Origin of the sequence: Rossellomorea sp. y25 (assembly GCF_038049935.1) — a bacterium.
Classification (GTDB): Bacteria; Bacillota; Bacilli; order Bacillales; family Bacillaceae_B; genus Rossellomorea.
In genome coordinates this window covers 3,643,613-3,663,298 of sequence record NZ_CP145886.1, presented here as the reverse complement: position 1 = coordinate 3,663,298, position 19,686 = coordinate 3,643,613, and the positions used below count along the sequence as shown (strand labels likewise).

At 42.5% G+C, this 19,686-nt stretch carries 17 protein-coding genes and 3 riboswitches; of the genes, 12 read left to right on the top strand and 5 right to left on the bottom strand.

What is annotated here, in order from left to right; all coding sequences use genetic code 11:
* Window positions 1-79: 79 nt before the first annotated feature.
* The 4 genes from thiC to AAEM60_RS18405 all read left to right on the top strand — a co-directional run bounded on the left by thiC (window position 80) and on the right by AAEM60_RS18405 (window position 5,886).
* Window positions 80-1,837, top strand: a complete 1,758-nt coding sequence (thiC, locus tag AAEM60_RS18420) for a phosphomethylpyrimidine synthase ThiC (RefSeq protein WP_299739462.1) — start codon at window positions 80-82, stop codon at window positions 1,835-1,837.
* On the top strand, window positions 1,815-2,012 hold the full coding sequence (locus AAEM60_RS18415; protein ID WP_299739460.1) for a hypothetical protein: 198 nt from the start codon (window positions 1,815-1,817) through the stop codon (window positions 2,010-2,012). The genes thiC and AAEM60_RS18415 overlap by 23 nt, the downstream gene beginning before the upstream one ends.
* Before the next feature lie 97 nt (window positions 2,013-2,109).
* A riboswitch (SAM riboswitch) is annotated at window positions 2,110-2,220 on the top strand.
* Between the two features lie 69 nt (window positions 2,221-2,289).
* Window positions 2,290-2,475, top strand: a riboswitch (cobalamin riboswitch).
* Between the two features lie 152 nt (window positions 2,476-2,627).
* Window positions 2,628-4,928: a 5-methyltetrahydropteroyltriglutamate--homocysteine S-methyltransferase gene (metE, locus tag AAEM60_RS18410; RefSeq protein WP_299739458.1), complete on the top strand. Its 2,301-nt coding sequence runs from the start codon at window positions 2,628-2,630 to the stop codon at window positions 4,926-4,928.
* A gap of 418 nt (window positions 4,929-5,346) precedes the next feature.
* On the top strand, window positions 5,347-5,886 hold the full coding sequence (locus AAEM60_RS18405; protein ID WP_299739688.1) for a biotin transporter BioY: 540 nt from the start codon (window positions 5,347-5,349) through the stop codon (window positions 5,884-5,886).
* A 43-nt stretch (window positions 5,887-5,929) separates the two neighbouring features.
* Here the strand turns inward: AAEM60_RS18405 and AAEM60_RS18400 are convergent, their stop codons facing one another.
* Entirely contained in the window at window positions 5,930-6,718 is a 789-nt protein-coding gene (locus AAEM60_RS18400; RefSeq protein WP_299739456.1) for a GNAT family N-acetyltransferase, read from the bottom strand.
* 232 nt (window positions 6,719-6,950) lie between these two features.
* Here AAEM60_RS18400 and AAEM60_RS18395 point away from each other — a divergent pair, with 232 nt between their 5' ends.
* Window positions 6,951-7,100: a lmo0937 family membrane protein gene (locus AAEM60_RS18395; protein WP_156142529.1), complete on the top strand. Its 150-nt coding sequence runs from the start codon at window positions 6,951-6,953 to the stop codon at window positions 7,098-7,100.
* A gap of 53 nt (window positions 7,101-7,153) precedes the next feature.
* Here AAEM60_RS18395 and pckA read toward each other — a convergent pair whose 3' ends face one another.
* Window positions 7,154-8,743 (bottom strand): phosphoenolpyruvate carboxykinase (ATP), encoded by a 1,590-nt coding sequence (gene pckA / locus AAEM60_RS18390; protein ID WP_341356847.1) that lies wholly within the window; start codon window positions 8,741-8,743, stop codon window positions 7,154-7,156.
* Between the two features lie 329 nt (window positions 8,744-9,072).
* A riboswitch (SAM riboswitch) is annotated at window positions 9,073-9,216 on the top strand.
* Window positions 9,217-9,427: 211 nt separating this feature from the next.
* Between pckA and metK the strand changes: the two genes are divergently transcribed.
* Window positions 9,428-10,630: a methionine adenosyltransferase gene (gene metK, locus AAEM60_RS18385; protein ID WP_299739450.1), complete on the top strand. Its 1,203-nt coding sequence runs from the start codon at window positions 9,428-9,430 to the stop codon at window positions 10,628-10,630.
* Window positions 10,631-10,867: 237 nt separating this feature from the next.
* Here metK and AAEM60_RS18380 read toward each other — a convergent pair whose 3' ends face one another.
* Entirely contained in the window at window positions 10,868-11,383 is a 516-nt protein-coding gene (locus AAEM60_RS18380) for a gamma carbonic anhydrase family protein (protein WP_299739449.1), read from the bottom strand.
* A gap of 85 nt (window positions 11,384-11,468) precedes the next feature.
* Here AAEM60_RS18380 and AAEM60_RS18375 point away from each other — a divergent pair, with 85 nt between their 5' ends.
* The 4 genes from AAEM60_RS18375 to AAEM60_RS18360 all read left to right on the top strand — a co-directional run bounded on the left by AAEM60_RS18375 (window position 11,469) and on the right by AAEM60_RS18360 (window position 17,185).
* A complete protein-coding gene (locus AAEM60_RS18375) occupies window positions 11,469-12,272 on the top strand; it encodes an alpha/beta hydrolase (RefSeq protein ID WP_299739447.1) in 804 nt (267 codons plus the stop codon).
* A 14-nt stretch (window positions 12,273-12,286) separates the two neighbouring features.
* A complete protein-coding gene (locus tag AAEM60_RS18370; protein ID WP_341356846.1) occupies window positions 12,287-13,360 on the top strand; it encodes a tetraprenyl-beta-curcumene synthase family protein in 1,074 nt (357 codons plus the stop codon).
* A gap of 345 nt (window positions 13,361-13,705) precedes the next feature.
* The gene (locus AAEM60_RS18365) at window positions 13,706-16,072 is read left to right on the top strand and encodes an immune inhibitor A domain-containing protein (protein WP_341358018.1); all 2,367 of its coding nucleotides are present in this window, start codon (window positions 13,706-13,708) and stop codon (window positions 16,070-16,072) included.
* A gap of 108 nt (window positions 16,073-16,180) precedes the next feature.
* Entirely contained in the window at window positions 16,181-17,185 is a 1,005-nt protein-coding gene (locus tag AAEM60_RS18360) for an LLM class flavin-dependent oxidoreductase (protein ID WP_299739443.1), read from the top strand.
* A gap of 169 nt (window positions 17,186-17,354) precedes the next feature.
* Here AAEM60_RS18360 and AAEM60_RS18355 read toward each other — a convergent pair whose 3' ends face one another.
* Both AAEM60_RS18355 and AAEM60_RS18350 read right to left on the bottom strand, forming a co-directional pair.
* Complete coding sequence (locus AAEM60_RS18355; protein ID WP_299739441.1) at window positions 17,355-17,927, bottom strand: class I SAM-dependent methyltransferase; 573 nt, start codon at window positions 17,925-17,927, stop codon at window positions 17,355-17,357.
* Entirely contained in the window at window positions 17,924-18,889 is a 966-nt protein-coding gene (locus tag AAEM60_RS18350; RefSeq protein ID WP_299739439.1) for a TIGR01212 family radical SAM protein, read from the bottom strand. The genes AAEM60_RS18355 and AAEM60_RS18350 overlap by 4 nt, the downstream gene beginning before the upstream one ends.
* A gap of 201 nt (window positions 18,890-19,090) precedes the next feature.
* On the opposite strand from AAEM60_RS18350, the gene AAEM60_RS18345 reads away from it, so the two are divergent.
* Together AAEM60_RS18345 and AAEM60_RS18340 are read left to right on the top strand one after the other, a co-directional pair.
* Window positions 19,091-19,384: a YtzC family protein gene (locus AAEM60_RS18345; RefSeq protein ID WP_299739437.1), complete on the top strand. Its 294-nt coding sequence runs from the start codon at window positions 19,091-19,093 to the stop codon at window positions 19,382-19,384.
* Window positions 19,381-19,545, top strand: coding sequence for a glycogen biosynthesis protein GlgD (locus tag AAEM60_RS18340; RefSeq protein WP_299739435.1), 165 nt, complete (start codon window positions 19,381-19,383; stop codon window positions 19,543-19,545). The genes AAEM60_RS18345 and AAEM60_RS18340 overlap by 4 nt, the downstream gene beginning before the upstream one ends.
* The last annotated feature ends 141 nt before the right edge of the window (window positions 19,546-19,686 follow it).

The window sequence follows — 19,686 nt, the reverse complement described above, 5'->3', positions numbered from 1 at the left end:
GTCTTCATGTCCTTTTGTTGAACAATGGGATGCCTGACGCAGTAACTTCTAAGATCCAATCAAAAGGAGGAGAAGTTAAGTGGCGATCGAGTTAAAAACGCAATTTAAAAACAGTAAAAAAGTATATGTCGGAGGATCAAGACCAGACATAAATGTACCGATGAGAGAAATAGAACTGAGTAGGACGAATGTTTCCTTGGGCGTTGAAGAGAATGAACCGGTTCGTGTATACGATACAAGCGGACCTTATACAGATGAGCGTTACCAAGTCGATATTCATAAAGGGTTACCTTCCGTTCGCACAGAGTGGATCCTGGAACGTCAGGATGTCGCCGCTTACCCGGGACGTGAAATCGAACCGGAAGATAACGGCTATAAAGGAGACGATCCTTATGCACACGTAGAGGCGTTCACTACTATCAAACGTACCCCAATACGGGCAAAAATGGGTCGTAATGTGACTCAAATGCACTATGCAAAAAAAGGAATCATTACACCGGAAATGGAGTTCATCGCTATCCGGGAAAATGTTGATCCTTCATTTGTAAGAGAAGAAGTAGCAAAGGGCAGGGCCATCATTCCTGCCAATATCAATCATCCTGAATGTGAACCGATGATCATCGGTCGTCACTTTCATGTGAAAATAAACGCGAATATCGGAAACTCTTCTGTATCATCTTCCGTTGAAGAAGAAGTGGAGAAAATGACGTGGGCAACTCGTTGGGGTGCCGATACCATAATGGACTTATCAACAGGTAAAAACATTCATACAACAAGGGAGTGGATCATTCGAAACTCCCCTGTCCCTGTTGGTACGGTACCGATCTATCAAGCACTAGAAAAAGTAAACGGAATTGCTGAGAATCTTACATGGGGTGTGTACAGGGATACATTGATCGAACAGGCGGAGCAGGGTGTTGACTATTTCACCATTCATGCAGGTGTTTTATTGAGGTATATTCATCTGACGGCTGATCGTACAACAGGCATTGTTTCCCGTGGAGGTTCAATCATGGCACAATGGTGTCTTGCCCATCATAAAGAGAACTTTCTTTATTCCCATTTTGAAGATATATGTAAGATTTTAAAAGCCTATGATATCTCCGTTTCCTTAGGAGATGGTTTAAGACCCGGATCAATTGCTGATGCGAATGATGAAGCACAGTTTGCCGAGCTTGAAACATTAGGCGAGCTAACCAAAATTGCTTGGAAGCATGATGTACAAGTCATGATTGAAGGCCCTGGTCATGTACCGATGCATATGATTAAAGAGAATGTGGATAAGCAAATGGAAATCTGTCATGAAGCTCCTTTTTATACCTTGGGGCCATTAACGACAGATATTGCACCGGGGTATGATCACATTACTTCCGCCATAGGGGCTGCCATGATCGGTTGGTTTGGGACAGCCATGCTGTGCTATGTAACACCGAAAGAGCATCTGGGATTACCGAATAAAGATGATGTGAGAGAAGGTGTCATTGCTTATAAAATCGCAGCACATGCAGCGGATTTGGCGAAAGGCCATCCAGGGGCACAAGTCAGAGATAATGCCGTTTCTAAGGCTCGATTTGAATTTAGATGGAATGACCAATTTAATTTATCCCTGGACCCGGAGCGTGCAAGGGAGTATCATGATGAAACACTTCCTGCAGAAGGGGCAAAAACGGCCCATTTTTGTTCAATGTGTGGCCCGAAATTTTGTTCAATGAGAATATCACATGACATAAGGGGAATGAAGGAGACTAGCATGAATGATGCTCATAAGGAAATAGAAAAAGGATTGAAAGAAAAATCGAAGGAGTTTGTGGAAAATGGATCAAACATCTATCGATAAACCTTCTTGTCATGTACTGAAATTGAAGAATGAGATCGTAAAGCTCAATCAGAGAGTCATCCAACTCGAAAAAGAAGTGAAGAGCATTCAGGAAAACTGCAGACATGTCTTTTATGAAACGGATGTAACAAGATCTTGTATCAAATGTCATTATGTAGAAAGTACCTATTATTAGAAACGTGTAAGGTATTAATTAAATTTCTTTTGACAGCTTATATGTACCGTGCTACGATTATTACAAATTTCGGAATAGTAAATGAATATATTTGTAACTCTTATTGAGAGTGGTGGAGGGACTGGCCCTGTGAAACCCGGCAACCATTCAACCGATGTGTTGAAAAGGTGCTAATTCCTGCAAAGCACTTTGCTTTGGAAAATAAGAGAGGATTCTCATAAACATGAAGCCCTCTCTTTCGCAAGAGAGGGCTTTTCGTTTTTATGAAAGAAAAATTAAATAGACAAATGCAATAGGTGCTGAGTCATGCTCAGCTAAAAGGGAAGACCGGTGAAAATCCGGCACGGTCCCGCCACTGTAATGGGGAGCGACTTATCATTCAACCACTATTTCTGTTGAAATGGGAAGGGATAAGAAGCTGTGAACCTAAGTCAGGAGACCTGCCTGTTGTATGCGCTTATGCTCTACGTGGATATAGAGAGGGGTGAGGAATACGTGTTGAGAATACAAGATTGTCTCAACTCAAGTTAGTGATGCGTATGAATCTCTCTTTCATTTGAAAGGGAGATTTTTTTGTTGATGACAACCATATCAAGTATAAGGAGTGAGGATTGAATGAGTAAGGTGATCAGTTCAAATTTAGGATATCCAAGAATCGGTGAAAAGCGTGAATGGAAAAAGACGCTGGAACAATTTTGGGCAGGGAAGATTGAAAAGGATTCCTTCTTAGAACAAATGGAGGAAATACGAGTCAACCATTTGAAGAAGCAACTGGATCAGGGAATTGATTTGATTCCGGTTGGAGATTTCAGCTCATATGATCATGTGCTTGATACAGCCGTCATGTTCGGCTTGGTTCCTAAGAGGTTTCATTATGGTGGGGGTAAGGTCTCTCTTGAAACGTATTTTGAAATGGCCAGAGGATCAAAGGACGCGGTGGCACTGGAAATGACAAAATGGTTTAACACCAACTATCACTATCTCGTCCCTGAACTTGATGGGATCGTTCCCCGGTTGGTGGAAAATCGTCCCCTCCATTTTTTTAGGGAGGCAAAAGAAAAACTGGGTATAGAAGGAAAACCGGTTATCTTAGGTCCGTTCACATTTGTGAAATTGTCCAAAGGGTATGATAACGGGGACTATAAAACCATCGTTGATCAATTTGTCCCTCTTTATGCTGAAGTATTGCGTGATTTACAGGAAGAGGGTGTAGAGTGGGTACAAATGGATGAACCGATCTTGTGCACATCCATCGGGGATGAAGAGATGGATCAATTTAAAGAAGTCTATCAAACACTTAAAGAATCCTGCCCCGGGTTAAAGATCATCCTCCAAACCTATTATGATAGTTTGGAAAGGTACCAGCGGGTGTTAGCACTCCCAGTGGACGGCATAGGGATAGATTTTATGCATGATCGTGGTAAGAATTTGGCGGCGCTGAAAAGATTTGGTTTTCCTAAAGATAAATTCCTGGCTGCCGGCATTCTTGATGGCAGGAATATTTGGAGAAGTAATCTTGCTGATACCCATTCGCTTCTATCGTTCATTGCAGGGTATGTTCCGAGTGATCGCTTGATCATACAACCATCATGCAGTTTACTTCATGTACCTGTAACCTTGCAGAATGAAGAAGCAATTGATACACCTCTCATTGACGCTCTATCATTTGCTGATGAGAAATTACATGAAATCACAATTTTAACGAAGGGGATTCGTGAGGGAGTCGAGACAATAGAAGATGAGATTGCTCAAAGTGTAACGGCGATTAAGAATTTAAACGAATCACCCCTGCGCAATAATAGGGAGGTGCAGGAAGAGGTTGAGGAATTGCAACCCGATAATGTAGGGAGAAAGGATCCTTTCCATATTCGTAAACTGGAACAGGCGAAGTACTTTTCATTACCTTTTCTACCTACCACTACAATAGGAAGTTTTCCTCAAACCCAGGAAGTAAGAAGGCAAAGGTTGAAATGGAGGAAGGGAGAACTTTCTGATGGGGAGTATCAACAATATATTCATGCGGAAATAAAACGCTGGATTGAAATTCAGGAACAAATAGGTCTTGATGTGTTTGTACATGGGGAATTCGAGCGGACTGATATGGTTGAATTCTTTGGTGAGAAATTAGATGGTTTTCAATTTACGAAGTTTGGATGGGTACAATCATACGGTTCCAGATGTGTGAAGCCACCACTCATTTACGGTGATGTGAATTTTAAAGAACCGATGACGGTTAAAGAAACCGTATATGCCCAATCATTAACCGATAAACCGGTTAAAGGGATGTTAACGGGCCCGATCACGATTCTAAATTGGTCATTTATTCGGAATGATATATCACGATATGAAGTATCGAATCAAATCGCACTTTCTCTCCAAAAAGAGATAGAGGAATTAGAAGCCCATGGGATTCGCATGATACAAGTCGATGAGCCGGCACTTAGGGAAGGTCTGCCTTTAAAGAGTGAAAATTGGGAGGAATATCTAAAGGCTGCCGTTTATGCCTTCAGATTGGCCACTTCATCTGTACAGAAGCAAACCCAGGTCCACACACATATGTGCTATTCGGATTTTGAAGATATTATAGATGCCATCAGTGATCTGGATGCTGATGTCATCTCGATTGAAACATCAAGAAGTCATGGGGAGTTGATCCATGTTTTTGAAGATTATACGTATGACAAAGGGATTGGTCTCGGGGTATATGACATTCATAGTCCACGGGTGCCGAAACGTGAAGAATTAATCCGCAATATACATCGGGCTCTGGAAGTGCTGGATCCCCATTTATTCTGGGTCAACCCGGATTGTGGTTTGAAAACACGTGGGATCGATGAGACGGTCTTAGCTCTTAAAACCATGGTGGAAGCTGCGGAACAAGTGCGTGAAGAAGTGCTTCTTAAAAATGAAAGATAATAGACGGAGAACGAAGAGAAATATGATCGAGTGTAGCTGTACGCTCGTGTGATCCACCTTTACAAAACGCAGGGCGCAGGTGAAAGGAAGTGCGTCCTGCTCATAAGGAGAGAAAGAAAATGCCATACATAGCCATAGGAAGAATCATTCAAGTATTTAATGAACATCAGCCAAATCGCACTATCCTATATTTGGTGAGTGATAAGGGGATTGATGAGTTCCCAAAAGGGAGGGTTACATTAAAAACCGCTTTAGAATGGCAGGCTAAAGAAATGATATGTAATGTTTATGCTCCCAGTTAAAAAACGAGAGGGAAGAAAAATAAGCTTCCCAAAATCCTTTCAATTGTGTTAACTTAATGTTATACATAGTTTACATACACAAGGGGGATTTGAAAGTGAACGGAGAAAAACTAAGGATGATCATTCACTGTGCCATCTTTGCTGCGATTACGGGGATTTTCGCTCAAATCGAGATTCCACTGCCACTCGTACCAATCAGCGGACAAACATTGGCAGTAGGAATTACCGCGACGATTCTTGGAAGCCGATATGGAGCGTTTGCCATGGTTTGCTATGCAGCCCTGGGAGCAGTGGGTGTTCCTGTATTTGCGGGCTTCAGTGGAGGGGCACAGGTACTGGTCGGTCCTACGGGAGGCTATATTTTCGGCTTTATCGTAGCGGCTTTCTTTACAGGCTTCATTCTTGAAAAAACCAAATTCACCATTCCGATGGCGATGATTGCCAATACAGTCGGAATGATCATTACGTTGATCCTGGGTACCATTCAACTTAAATTTGTAGCCGATCTTAGCTGGAATCAGGCAATGGCAGCAGGTGTATATCCATTTATCGTAGTTGGACTTATCAAAGCATTCCTGGCCAGTTGGATTGGAATCACTGTAAGACAACGACTGGTTCAGGCGAGGTTAATCGGGAATCGGAAAGCAGCAGCATAATGAAAAAAGTTGACTCTTTGTTGGGAGTCAACTTTTTTTATGACTAAAATTTATACATAGACCAATATCCTATATCCTTGAATCCGATTCGCTTATAAATTTTCCCTGCTTCAGGATTATCATAGAATAAGCACAATTCTTTTCCTTCTTCTAATACGTCACGACAGAGCTTCGTCATGCATTCCGTAGCGTATCCTTTTTTCTTGTACTCCGGATGGGTACAAACTGCCACAATCATCGCTGACATACTGTTTTCGGCGGTTGTAGAGGCGGAAGAAACAAACTTTCCGTCTTCCTCTACGTAATAGCTTCTGGAAACACCGGCTTCCATGCTGTGTTTTCTTTTTTCTACAGAAAAATCACCACCACTAAATTCAGGGATGCTGTTCAATAGGTCCACAAGTTGAGGTAGATCATTGAGGGTAGCCTGTTTAACATGAGGCAGGGCATGTCGGTTCATTGATTCCGTGTTGTCACATTTCGCATAATACATATGTCTTATTGATTTAGTTTCTCTGGATAAAAAGGGTTCAACCTGCGTCACGATCCTTTTTAATCCGGAAACGATGCTGTAGTCTTCAGTCCCATTGATGATTCTGGCAAACCCTTCCGCATCAAATTCACCCATGGAAAAAGGGATGAAGTTTTCTCTGTACTTAAGGAGGATTCCCCTCAAATTCCCTTTCGCATCAAAGTCGCCCCAAATTTTCTGAAAATCCTGTTCATACCCAAAGGCTTCAATGTCCCCGATAATAAACAAATTTTCAGCCGGCTGCTGCTGAATGAGTTGCTGACAAATATCATGATCCTGTTCTGTAAGTTGTCTGATCATCTTGATTCCCCTCCGTGAATTTTAATCATTATCATACAAAATTAGAAATATTTAGTAAAGTATTATTTTTAGGAAAATTTAATGAGAGCAAGAATTTTATTGAGTAAATTCAGCGTGACTAACAGAAGTTACTAATGGTTGTATATTTTTATATGTGAAATACCATGTATGGTTTTAAATTTATGGAAATAGGGAATCTTAGCATCAATCACAGTTATTAGGAGGGAAACTCATGCTTTGGACCATTATTGGAATTCTTTTAGTCCTTTGGTTGCTCGGATTGATCTTTAAAATCGGAGGAGCCATCATCCATATCTTACTCGTTATTGCCATTGTAGTCTTTTTATTTAACAGAATCACCGGCCGTAAAAAAGGATTATAACCATAACAAAGGTCCGTCCCTCAAGAATGAGGGACGGACCTTTGTATAGTAGACTATTTAACGGATGGACCGCCTTTAAGTTCGATTTCAGATGGTACGTTTGAGAATTTCTTGAAGTTCTCGTTGAATTTGTGGGCTAGTTCTTTTGCTTTCACTTCATATGCTGCTTCATTGGACCATGTTCTTTTTGGTTGCAGCACTTCGTCAGGAACACCAGGAACGTGAACAGGGATGTTCAGACCGAAGATGTCGTCCGTTTCTGTTTCAACGTGAGTCAGTTCGCCTTCAAGAGCTGCTTGAACCATAGCACGAGTGTAAGATAACTTCATGCGGTTACCAACACCGTATTCTCCACCAGTCCACCCGGTGTTCACTAAGAATACCTGTGCATTGTGCTCATCGATTTTCTTCCCAAGCATCTCGGCATAACGAGTTGCAGGAAGTGGCAGGAATGGTGAGCCAAAGCATGTTGAGAACGTTGCTTGTGGTGAAGTGATCCCACGCTCCGTACCTGCAAGCTTCGATGTATATCCACTTAAGAAGTGGTACATTGCTTGTTCTTTCGTCAGTTTGCTGATTGGAGGTAATACCCCGAATGCATCTGCCGTTAAGAATACGATTGTATTTGGATGTCCTGCAACACTTGGTTCAACGATGTTTTCCATCGCTTGAAGAGGGTATGCAGCACGAGTGTTTTCAGTTAATGTGTTATCCTCATAATCCGGGATGCGGGAATTGTCATCAAGGACAACATTTTCAAGGACAGAACCGAAACGGATGGCATCGAAGATTTGTGGCTCTTTCTCACGTGTCAGACCGATACATTTAGCGTAGCAGCCGCCTTCGATATTGAAAACACCGTTTGGAGACCAACCGTGTTCATCATCGCCGATCAAACGGCGGTTAGGGTCTGCGGATAAAGTCGTTTTTCCAGTTCCGGATAAACCGAAGAACAATGCCACATCGCCTTCGCGTCCCACGTTTGAAGAGCAGTGCATGGAAAGGATATCGGATTCAGGAAGCACGTAGTTCATGACAGAGAAAATCGATTTCTTCATTTCACCTGCATACTCAGTACCACCAATCAGGACAATTCTTCTTTCGAATGATACAATGATAAATGTTTCAGAATGAGTTCCGTCAACTTCGGGATCCGCCTTGAAGTTCGGAGCAGAAACGATTGTGAATTCTGATTGGTGACCCTTTAGCTCTTCTTCTGTCGGGCGAATGAATAATTGATGAGCGAAAAGATTATGCCAAGCAAATTCGTTGATAACCTGAATCGGCAGTCTATGTTTTGGGTCTGCACCTGCGAACCCTTGGAATGAGAACACTTCTTCTTTTTCTTTTAAGTAATTGATCACTTTTGTATATAGTTTATCGAATGATTCTGAAGAGATGGGTTGATTGACAGAACCCCACTCAATCTTATCCTTCGTGGATGGTTCTTCAACAATAAATTTATCCTTAGGAGAGCGTCCTGTGTATTTACCAGTTTCTGCTCTGACTGCACCTGATGATGTTAAAACGCCTTCATTGCGTTGAAGGACTTTTTCAACTAGTTGGGAAACAGATAATTGTTCCTGAATATTTTGACCGTTAAGTAATTCTGTTAATTCATTAGACATGCTCACTGAATTCATTAGAACCCTTCCTTTATATAAATTTATTTAATGGCATCGCTTACTTCACAAAAATAGTATAACACAATCAAGCTATTAGTCTATACTATTTATTTAATTTTATAATGTGTCTTCATTTTGTCACATTTTTCGTCCAAATACAGCTTGTTTCTTCTTATATATATGAAGAAAAAATCTAAATGTTTAGCCTCATTACCCCATTAGGTTATTTTAATGAAGAAAAATAGGTTGAAGTCATAAAAAGAGGCTAAAAGATTGGTTAAACCTGTCACTCGAAAAAAAGTTGACACCTCTAGTCCTAAACGTTATCATTGTTCCTTGAACGGATACTCTTATCCTGAGCTGGTGGAGGGAGCAGACCCTATGAAACCCAGCAACCTGCTAAATAGTGAATGGATCTTATACTTTGAAACGATCCGATTAAGCGAAGGTGCTAAACTGAGGCAAGGTCTATGAACCTTGAACGATAAGAGAGAAAAGGCGCGGCTATGATCTGAAACCTTTCCTCTATTGCTTTAATCATGAGGAAGGGTTTTTTCTGTTTATAGAGGATCAAATGCACATAATTCATGATTTTTTTATAAAAAAACCATGTTTACTTCATACTACTTAGGGAATGAGTACCGTATCTGTTTAATGTTTTGTTAGATCAAAGTCTAACAAATAGCTTAAGGAGGAACCTTGATGTCAACTAAACGTCGTCTGTTTACATCTGAGTCCGTAACCGAAGGACATCCAGATAAAATTTGTGACCAAATTTCTGATTCAATTCTTGATGCAATTCTTACCAATGACCCTAATGCTCGTGTAGCATGTGAAACGTCTGTTACAACGGGTCTTGTACTTGTTGCAGGTGAAATTACAACTAGTACGTATGTCGATATTCCGAAAATCGTTCGCGAAACAATCCGTGAAATTGGCTACACTCGTGCGAAATACGGCTTTGACGCTGAAACATGTGCAGTATTGACATCCATCGATGAGCAATCTGCTGATATCGCTCAAGGGGTAGACCAGGCACTTGAAGCCCGTGAAGGACAAATGACGGATGAGGAGATCGATGCAATCGGAGCAGGTGACCAAGGGTTAATGTTTGGATTCGCTTGTAATGAAACGAAAGAGCTTATGCCTCTTCCTATTTCCCTTGCTCACAAAATTTCCCGTCGCTTAACGGAAGTTCGTAAAGAAGAAATTCTTCCTTACTTACGTCCTGATGGAAAAACGCAAGTAACAGTTGAATATGATGAAAACGACAAGCCGGTTCGAATCGACACGATCGTTATCTCTACTCAACATCACCCTGAAGTAACGCTTGAGCAAATCCAGCGTAACTTGAAGGAATATGTCATCGATCCGGTTGTACCGAAAGAACTGATCGATGAGCAAACAAAATATTTCATCAACCCGACAGGTCGTTTCGTTATCGGTGGACCACAAGGTGATGCAGGTTTAACAGGACGTAAAATCATCGTTGACACATACGGCGGATATGCTCGTCATGGTGGCGGTGCATTCTCTGGTAAGGATGCAACGAAAGTGGACCGTTCAGCGGCATATGCAGCACGTTTCGTAGCGAAGAACATTGTAGCAGCTGGTTTAGCTGAAAAATGTGAAGTTCAATTAGCGTATGCAATCGGTGTTGCTCAACCGGTATCTATTTCAATCGACACATTCGGAACGGGTAAAGTATCAGAAGACGTATTGATTGATGTTGTCCGCAACAACTTTGACCTTCGTCCTGCTGGCATCATCAAAATGCTGGACCTTCGTCGTCCGATCTACAAGCAAACAGCTGCTTACGGACACTTCGGCCGTAACGATATTGATCTTCCTTGGGAGCGTACAAACAAAGCTGAAGCATTAAAAGCAGAAGCGTTAGGCGAATAAGATAAGATCAAAGAGACCAACACTTTATGGGTGTTGGTCTCTTTTTGATGAGTGGCATTTCTAATTGATTCGGCGAAATTTATTAGTTTGTGTCACATGGCAGACATATCCCGATACTGGCAGATATATTTCTAAAACGGCAGATAAAACCTGTTCGAGGAAACAATCACACGTGTTACACCTGAAAATATTACATGAGTAATCTAATGAAGGATGGGGTATCCCAAGTATAAGAAGTTAAAATGGTTTGATGCTTTTATAATATTGTCCTTTTTCAGCGTATTCTCTGGAAATGCGCTTCATTTCGCTAATATCATGTTCGTTTAGCTCTCTCACTACTTTTGCTGGCCTGCCGAATGCCAGCGTATTAGGAGGAATGACTTTCCCTTGAGGAACAAGGCTTCCTGCTCCAATAAAAGCTCCTTCACCAATTTCAGCATTATCGAGAATAATGGATCCCATACCGATTAACGCTTTCTTTCGAATTTTGCAGCTATGTAGAATCACTCCATGGCCGACGGTTACTTCATCTTCAAGAATAAGAGGGTTATTTGGACTCTGATGGAGAATGGAATTATCCTGTATATTTACTTTATTACCGATTTTCGTTGGAGCGACATCCCCTCTGATGACGGTGTTAAACCAAATACTGGACTCTTCCCCGATCTCGACATCCCCGGAGATGGTCACATAATCGGCAATGTAAGCTGAGTGAGAGATGACTGGTTTTTTATCATGATACGGATAGAGCATTTTTTACTACCCCTTTCAATAATATTTACTATAATAAATGGTAGCAGAATTCAATCAATTAGAGAACTATAAAGGAGGGATTGCCATGTGGAAATGGGAAACAGATCAAGAAGCAAAGGCAGTCATCGTCATCATTCATGGAGCAATGGAACATCATGGCAGGTACGGTTGGCTCATTGAAATGTGGCGTGCAGCAGGCTATCATGTCATAATGGGGGATTTACCGGGGCAGGGTATGACCTCAAGAAGTAAAAGAGGACATATTGATTCCTTTGATGAATATATAGTGGAAGTGAAAGATTGGGTACAGGCAGCATATCAATTTGAATTACCAGTATTTATGATAGGTCATAGTATGGGGGGGCTTGTTGCGGTGCGTATGCTTCAGGAATCCCATGTGAACCTGGCAGGTGTGATCTTGTCCTCACCTTGTTTAGGCTTGGTCACGACCCCTTCAAAACCGATCGAGCTCTTGTCCCACGGTTTGAATAAGATCGCTCCCATGGTGAAGTTTCCATCCGGGTTAACGATCGATATGGCAACAAGAAATGCAGACGTACGTGAAATTGACAGCAACGATTCACTCTATATCACCAAGGTGTCCGTCCGCTGGTACAGGGAGCTCGCCCATGCGATCAAACTGGCTTTTATAAACCTGGAAAAAATGCCTGACGTTCCACTGCTCGTGTTGCAGGCTGGTGATGACAAAATCGTCGATAAAAAAGCAGTGAAAAAATGGTTCAACGAACTGTCTTTATCTGAAATGCATTACAAAGAATGGCCGAAGTGCTATCATGAAATCTATAATGAACCAGAACGAGAAGATATATTTGAGTACTCCAAAATTTTCATTGAAAGTCGTTTGAAAGCGCTAGGATACATTTTGTAAAAGAGGTGGTAAAGGTGTCCATTCCAAGTGATCCCTTTTCGTTAATGACAAGAGTATACCGAAATGTTTTTCCGATTGTTCATAAAGAGTTAGATGAGTGGAAGAGGCGTGCAGAAGCGATCCCCAATCAGGAATTGAGAAGCCAGGCCCTTGCCAGTATAGAGCATAAAACGTTTCACTGTGAAGGTGGATCGATTCTTTCCCTGCTGGCACTGGACAGAAAAGAAGAAACGATTCGATTCATCGTCGCCTATCAAACGATAAGCGATTATTTGGATAATCTGTGTGATCGAAGCGTTTCCCTGGACCCCGACGATTTTGCCCTCCTTCATCAATCCATGAAGGACGCCCTGACGGTGGGCGCTGTCCCTGTCAATTACTATTCTTTAAGGGCGGATCAGGATGACGGGGGGTATCTGAGGGATCTAGTGCTTACCTGTCAGTCCGTTCTTGAAGCATTACAACACTATGACAGCATCAAAAAGGATCTTGTACAACTTTGTGAATACTACTGCGACTTGCAGATACATAAACATGTAAAAAAAGAAGAACGGGTAGGAAGGCTGCAGAATTGGTTTGAAACTCACCGTTCGAACCTTCCGGAAATGAATTGGTACGAGTTTTCCGCCTGCTCCGGGTCCACACTCGGTATCTTCTGTTTAGTTTCATACGCATGCCGGAGCGATTTTCAGCCGTCGCACACAGAAAAAATCAAACGTGGATATTTTCCATACATTCAGGGCCTGCATATTCTTCTTGATTACTTCATCGACCAGGATGAGGACCAGGAGGGGGGAGACTTGAACTTCTGCTTCTATTACGAGGATGATGAGCATTTAAAGGAACGGCTGCTGCATTTCCTTCAAAAAGCAGACGAACACACCCATGAACTGCCCCATGCCCATTTTCACCGCCTGATCAACAAAGGACTCATCGGCGTTTACCTGTCAGACGACAAGGCAAACAAACAAGAAAAAGTACAATCCTTCTCCAAAGAATTCATCGGACAAGCCGGTTGGATCACCAGATTCTTCTACATCAACGGCAAAATCTACCGCAAATGGAGAAACCGTAAAAAAATATCCTGAATAAGAGGGACGGACCTTCGACACGAGTGTCGAAGGTCCGTCCCTTTTTTTGTCTATTTCATCCAACTTTAGTTTGGTGGAGAATGCTAATTTCGACCTTTAATACCATATTTATACATAAAGTAATTGTTGCTTTTTGGAGATTGTGACAATTTACTTACTGTATTGTCAGTTGAATATCATACTATTTATCTATAAAAATTTTATTTCGTAATACTAAATAACCAATGTATTCTGAAAATATTTACTTTTCAGAATAGTGGAGTATATTTTAAATTAGTGAGAAATTATTACATAAAAAGAGGGGGACTTTTTTTGAAGACACGCAAAGTATTGTCAATGGCCATGGCTGCCGCTATCAGTGTCGGGGCGTTCACGGTACCGGCATCAGCTGCAACCACAGTACCGGAAAATGTATTAGCCAAGCCGACGGTGAAACAGGAACATAAGCATGGAGGGCCTTTCGATTTAGGTATTGCGAATGACGAGCGCCTGATCGAAATGTTGAAAAAAGAAGGTAAAATCAAACAAAATGCGACACCTGCTGAGGCTGAAAAAGCACTGCAGAAGTTCTTGAAAGCGAAAGCGGATTCTGCTGAAAAAGAAGCAGGAGAATTACATGAAAAAGAAGCTTCTGAAAAAGTGAAGCTTCAAGAACAAATGAAAAACAATGATTTGATGAATGGAAAAGGAAATAAATTAGGACAAGCCAAGAAGAATTCACCAGAGTCTGTGAAAGAAGAAGCGTATGCCGGTGAAATGCGTACGGATAAGGTGTTGGTTCTTTTAGTTGATTATCCTGACAGAAAGCATAATGAAATGAAACCTGAAGAAACGGATATGTATTACGAAGGTGAAGATGCTTATTCCCGTGAGCACTATCAAGATATGTTGTTTGGTACAGGCGGTTGGACAGGTCCAGACGGGAAAAACTATGTGTCCATGAAGCAATACTATGAACAGCAGTCAGGTGGAAGCTATTCTGTTGAAGGGGAAGTTGCTGGTTGGTATACAGCAAAGCAACCGGCGGCTGCATACGGAGGAAACTATCCTACTGAAGATGATAGCGATGTCAATGCACGTGGCCTTGTAAAAGAAGCGTTGGCGGCAGCGGCAGCAGATCCAGATGTAAACATTGCCGATTATGACCAATGGGATCGTTATGACCTTGACGGAGATGGAAATTACCTTGAGCCAGACGGTCTGGTTGACCACTTAATGGTGATTCACTCAGGTGTAGGTGAAGAAGCTGGCGGAGGAGAATTAGGATCTGATGCCATCTGGTCTCATCGCTGGAATCTTGGCGGGGTTCATGCTCTTCCAGGAACTGAAGCAACTGTCCCTTATTGGGGCGGGAAAATGGCTGCTTATGACTACACGATCGAACCTGAAGATGGTGCTGTCGGAGTCATGGCCCATGAATTCGGTCATGATTTAGGTCTTCCTGATGAATATGATACTCAGTATACCGGCGCAGGTGAACCGGTCAGCTACTGGTCCATCATGTCAAGCGGAAGCTGGGCTGGAGATATCCCGGGAACGAAACCTACAGGATTTAGTCCTTATATGAAAGAAATGCTGCAGGCTTCTGCAGTAGTGGATAGTGCAGGTACTGAAGGAAACTGGTTGACTGGATCAGAAATTGATTTAGAGGACGTTTCTAGTAAAGGAATCGAAGCACTCCTTGACGAAGCCAACACCAAAGGAACAAACAACGATGTAGTGAAAGTGAACCTTCCACAAAAAGAAACGGTCATCAATGAACCGGCAAGCGGTGAGAATGAATACTTCTCTGGAAGTGCAGATGACTTACACAATAATTTAACTACTACTGTGGATTTAACAAATGCTACTTCTGCAAAGTTCAATTTCAAAGCTTGGTATGACATTGAAACTGACTGGGATTATGCTTATGTAACGGTGAACGGTGAGCCGGTGGCAAGTGATATTACGACGAATACTAATCCGCATGGTTCTAATCTGGGTAATGGAATTACAGGTTCTTCTAACGGATGGATTGATGCTTCATTTGACCTTTCAGCTTATGCTGGTCAAGAAGTTGAAGTTGCCATTGAGTATGTAACAGATGCTGCTGTTTCAAATCCAGGCTTCTACGCAGATGATCTTTCTGTAGTAGTGGATGGAAAAGAAGTATTGTTTGATGATGCTGAAGGAGAACCTCAATTCACTTTAGACGGCTTCGATAAGAATGATGGTATCAAACGATCTGAGCATTACTACCTACTGGAATGGCGCAGCCATAACGGTGTAGATGAAGGTCTTGCCAACATCCGCCGTGGTGCGAGCTTAATGCAATTCGACGATGGTTTAGTGGTATGGTATGTGGATAAGCAATTCAGTGAAAACTGGACTGGCGTTCATCCAGGAGATGGATTTGTCGGTGTTGTGGATGCAGACCAAAGCACGAACTTCTGGAGCGATGGAGCGGTGGCTTCTTCACGCTACCAAGTACACGACGCTGCATTCAGTTTGAACAAATCAGAAAAAATGTTCCTGGATTATAGCAACACTCTTGGAATCACTTTGAAAGATAACCAAACTGCCCAAAATCCATTATTCAACGACAGTGCGGATTACAGCAATAAAGGGTTGGTAGACGCCGGACGTAACGTACCGAACTACGGATTGAAATTCCGAGTTACAGGACAAAGTGCTGATGGTACAGTAGGAAAAGTGTTACTTTACAAATAATTTATTAAACATAAAGGGTGACTGTCTCCTCGGCAGTCACCCTTTAAGCATGTTAGTGGACATTTTTTACTATGGAATTGATAATAATACTCACATCAATAAAAGGAGATGTCCATTTTGAAGCTAAGTGTTTTAGATCAGTCACCCATTTCAGAAGGAATGAGCCCTCAAGAGGCTTTACATCATACAGTACAATTAGCACAGCATGTCGAGAAGTTGGGTTTTGAACGTTTTTGGGTATCAGAACATCATGATTCAACGGGTCTTGCCGGTTCATCACCGGAGGTCTTGATTGCTCACCTTGCACAGAATACATCAAGGATCCGTGTCGGTTCCGGAGGGGTCATGCTTCCTCATTACTCTTCATACAAAGTAGCGGAGAACTTCCGATTGCTTGAAGGGTTGAATCCGAATCGGATTGATTTGGGACTCGGAAGGGCACCTGGCGGAATGCCGATGGCAACGATGGCCCTGCACGACGGGAAGCCGAGGGACGTCAATCGTTATCCAGAACAAATCGATGATCTGCTTGGGTATTTAACCGATTCATTACCAGATACTCATCCGTACCAAGGCTTAACGGCAGCGCCGATGATCGAAACGATGCCGGAAGTATGGATGCTCGGTTCAAGCCCATCCAGTGCGATGCTGGCGGCACAAAAGGGATTACCTTATACCTTTGCCCAGTTTATAAACGGGGAGGGCGGCCCTCAATATACTCAGGCTTACAGGAATAACTTTGTTCCTTCCGAATACTTGAAGGAGCCCAAAAACATCGTGGCCGTGTTTGCCATCTGTGCTGAAACGGATGAAGAAGCAGAAAGAGTGGCATCCAGCATAGACTTAGCGATCTTAATGATTGAACAAGGCATGCGTTCAAACGGCACACCAAGTCCTGAAAAAGCGGCAGCTTATCAGTACACGCCATTTGAAGAAATGAGAGTCCGCGAAAATCGTAAACGGATGGTCGTGGGCAATCCTAAAAAAGTGAAGGAACAACTACATTCACTCAGTGAACAGTACGGAACAGATGAAATCATGCTCGTCAGCATCACTTACGACTTCCAGGACAAACTCAAATCATTCCAATTAATCGCAAACGAACTGTTATAAGAATAGGGACGGACCTCGAAAAGGTCCGTCCCTATTTTTTTATTGGCCAGCTTCAGGACTTAGAGGCTCGAGGTCATAAGGCTAACTCACCAAAAAGGCACAAATCAGCCTTTTCGGCAAGTTAGCCTTATGCTTGTCGCCTCTAGGGAAAGCCCTTCCGCTTTTCTGTTTATCTCTTCTCCAATGCCACAATAAATGGAGGATTGTTTAGTTGATTCATGAATTGATAGCGAAGGACATGGACGTAGTTTTGGTCCAATTTTTCCACGTAGCGAAGGATATAGTCCCTTTCTACCGCTCCTTCCGGGTGCCCGTGATAAATGACAAGGACGAGGATCCCTTCAGGAGCCATCATTTCCAGGATTTGATTCAAGGCGAGTATCGTTGTTTTCGGACGGGTGACAATTTCCTTGTCGCCGCCGGGTAAGTACCCCAGGTTGAAGATTGCGCCTGTCACTTTCCCGTGATGGACAGGAGGAATGACGTTCATCACTGTCTCGTGCCCTTGGTGAAAGAGTGTCACCCGGTGAGAAAGGTCATGGGTGATGAGCTGTTCTTTCGTGTTTTCTATAGCTTCCTCTTGTATATCAAAGCCGTATACCCGGCCGTTATCTCCGACTAACCGAGCCAGGAATAAGGTGTCATGTCCATTCCCGAGTGTTGCGTCTATAGTAATGTCTCCTGGTTTGACAGCCCGTTCCAGAAGCTCTCTCGCAAAAGGTAAGATTCGATCTAATTTCATGCTTTCACATCCACTTTGAAAAATTTTCCCTGCCAGCTGTCCCGGCGTTTAAGTTCATCATCAATCGCGTTCAGTACACTCCATTTATTCACGCTCCACATTGGTCCGATCATAAGGTCGATAGGTCCGTCCCCCGTAATGCGGTGAACGATCATCTCCGGTGGAAGGACTTCCAGCTGATCGCAAACCAATTTCACGTATTTGTCGAAATCCATGAAGTCGAGCAGTCCTTTTTCATATTGCTTGACCATGGGTGTTCCTTTCAGTAAGTGCAGGAGGTGAATTTTGATTCCCTGGACGTCAAGTTTTGCCACTTCACGTGCCGTTTCCATCATCATTTCTTCATCTTCTTGAGGCAGTCCGTTAATAATATGGGAACAGACCCGTATACCGTGCTTTCTTAATTTATTGACGCCTTCTACATAGCACTGAAAATCGTGAGCCCGATTGATCAAGCCGGCCGTTTTTTCATGAACGGTTTGCAGTCCCAGTTCTACCCATAAATAGGTTCTATCGTTTAATTCTGCTAAATATTCAACCACATCGTCAGGAAGACAGTCTGGACGGGTAGCGATGGAAATACCCACAACGCCCTCTTGTTCGAGAACTGATTCATACTTCTCTCTCAGCACATCAACAGGTGCGTGAGTGTTCGTGAATGCTTGGAAATACGCCATGTACTTTCCATTTTTCCACTTCTTGTGCATTCTTTCCTTAATATCCTTGAATTGTTTATCTAAAGAGTCGACTCTGCTTCCGGCAAAATCACCAGAGCCTGCAGCACTGCAAAACGTGCAGCCTCCACGGGCGACCGTGCCATCCCGGTTCGGGCAATCGAAACCGCCGTCCAGGGCAACCTTAAAGACCTTGTGTCCAAAATGGTTTCGTAAATGATAGTTCCACGTATGATATCGTTTGGAATCTGTGGCATATGGAAATGGGTTTGTCCCGATGACAAACACCTCCTACGTTTCAATGTGTGTAACAGTATGTATGACGCTCAAAAAGATTTTAACATGAACACGGGGTCAAATGTATCCTGCATAAAGAAATAGGCGAAGATTACCACTTCTGAAACGGCCAATCAGGTTCAAACTAAGATGGAGGAGAGTAAGGATGGGACCTTCCTCTTCTTTATTCCAAACGTCAAGGAGGTAGTCGAAATGGCAACAAGAAATTCGGTAGATGAATGCATTCAAAAGTGTGAAGATGCCATTCGTTACGCTCAAGAACAATATAAATCAGGATCACAGCAGGAGCATTATCACGATGTGGAATATACTCAAGCCATGCAGCAGCTTGAAGCAGCAGTGAATGATGTAGCTCATTTAGCCAACAGCGCGAACTCTCAACAGCGTGAACAATTGCATCGCATGAGACTTCAGCTTCAAAACATGCAAAATGAGATGATTTTGTTAGATCACGATCCAAATGTAGTAGGAGGTAAATTACATTGACAACACGTTCTGACAAAAAAAATCCTGAACAAAAGACCCGCAGTGATTTTCGTAATTTAGATACAGAATTCGGGGCTGAAAACAATCCTGTCAAAGCTGCGAAAAAGCGCTACGAAAAACAGGGACAGCCTGTCAAATCCGATCATCATAACGGAAAATGATTGTCCTAAGCTAGGTGCTCTTAATGGAGGCACCTAGTTTATATATTGTGTTAAAAAAAGGACATCTATTTTAAGAAATAATTCTTGCCCCCTTTCACAAAAAAGAGTAAAATCCTTTTGGGACTCGAAATAAAATGATGG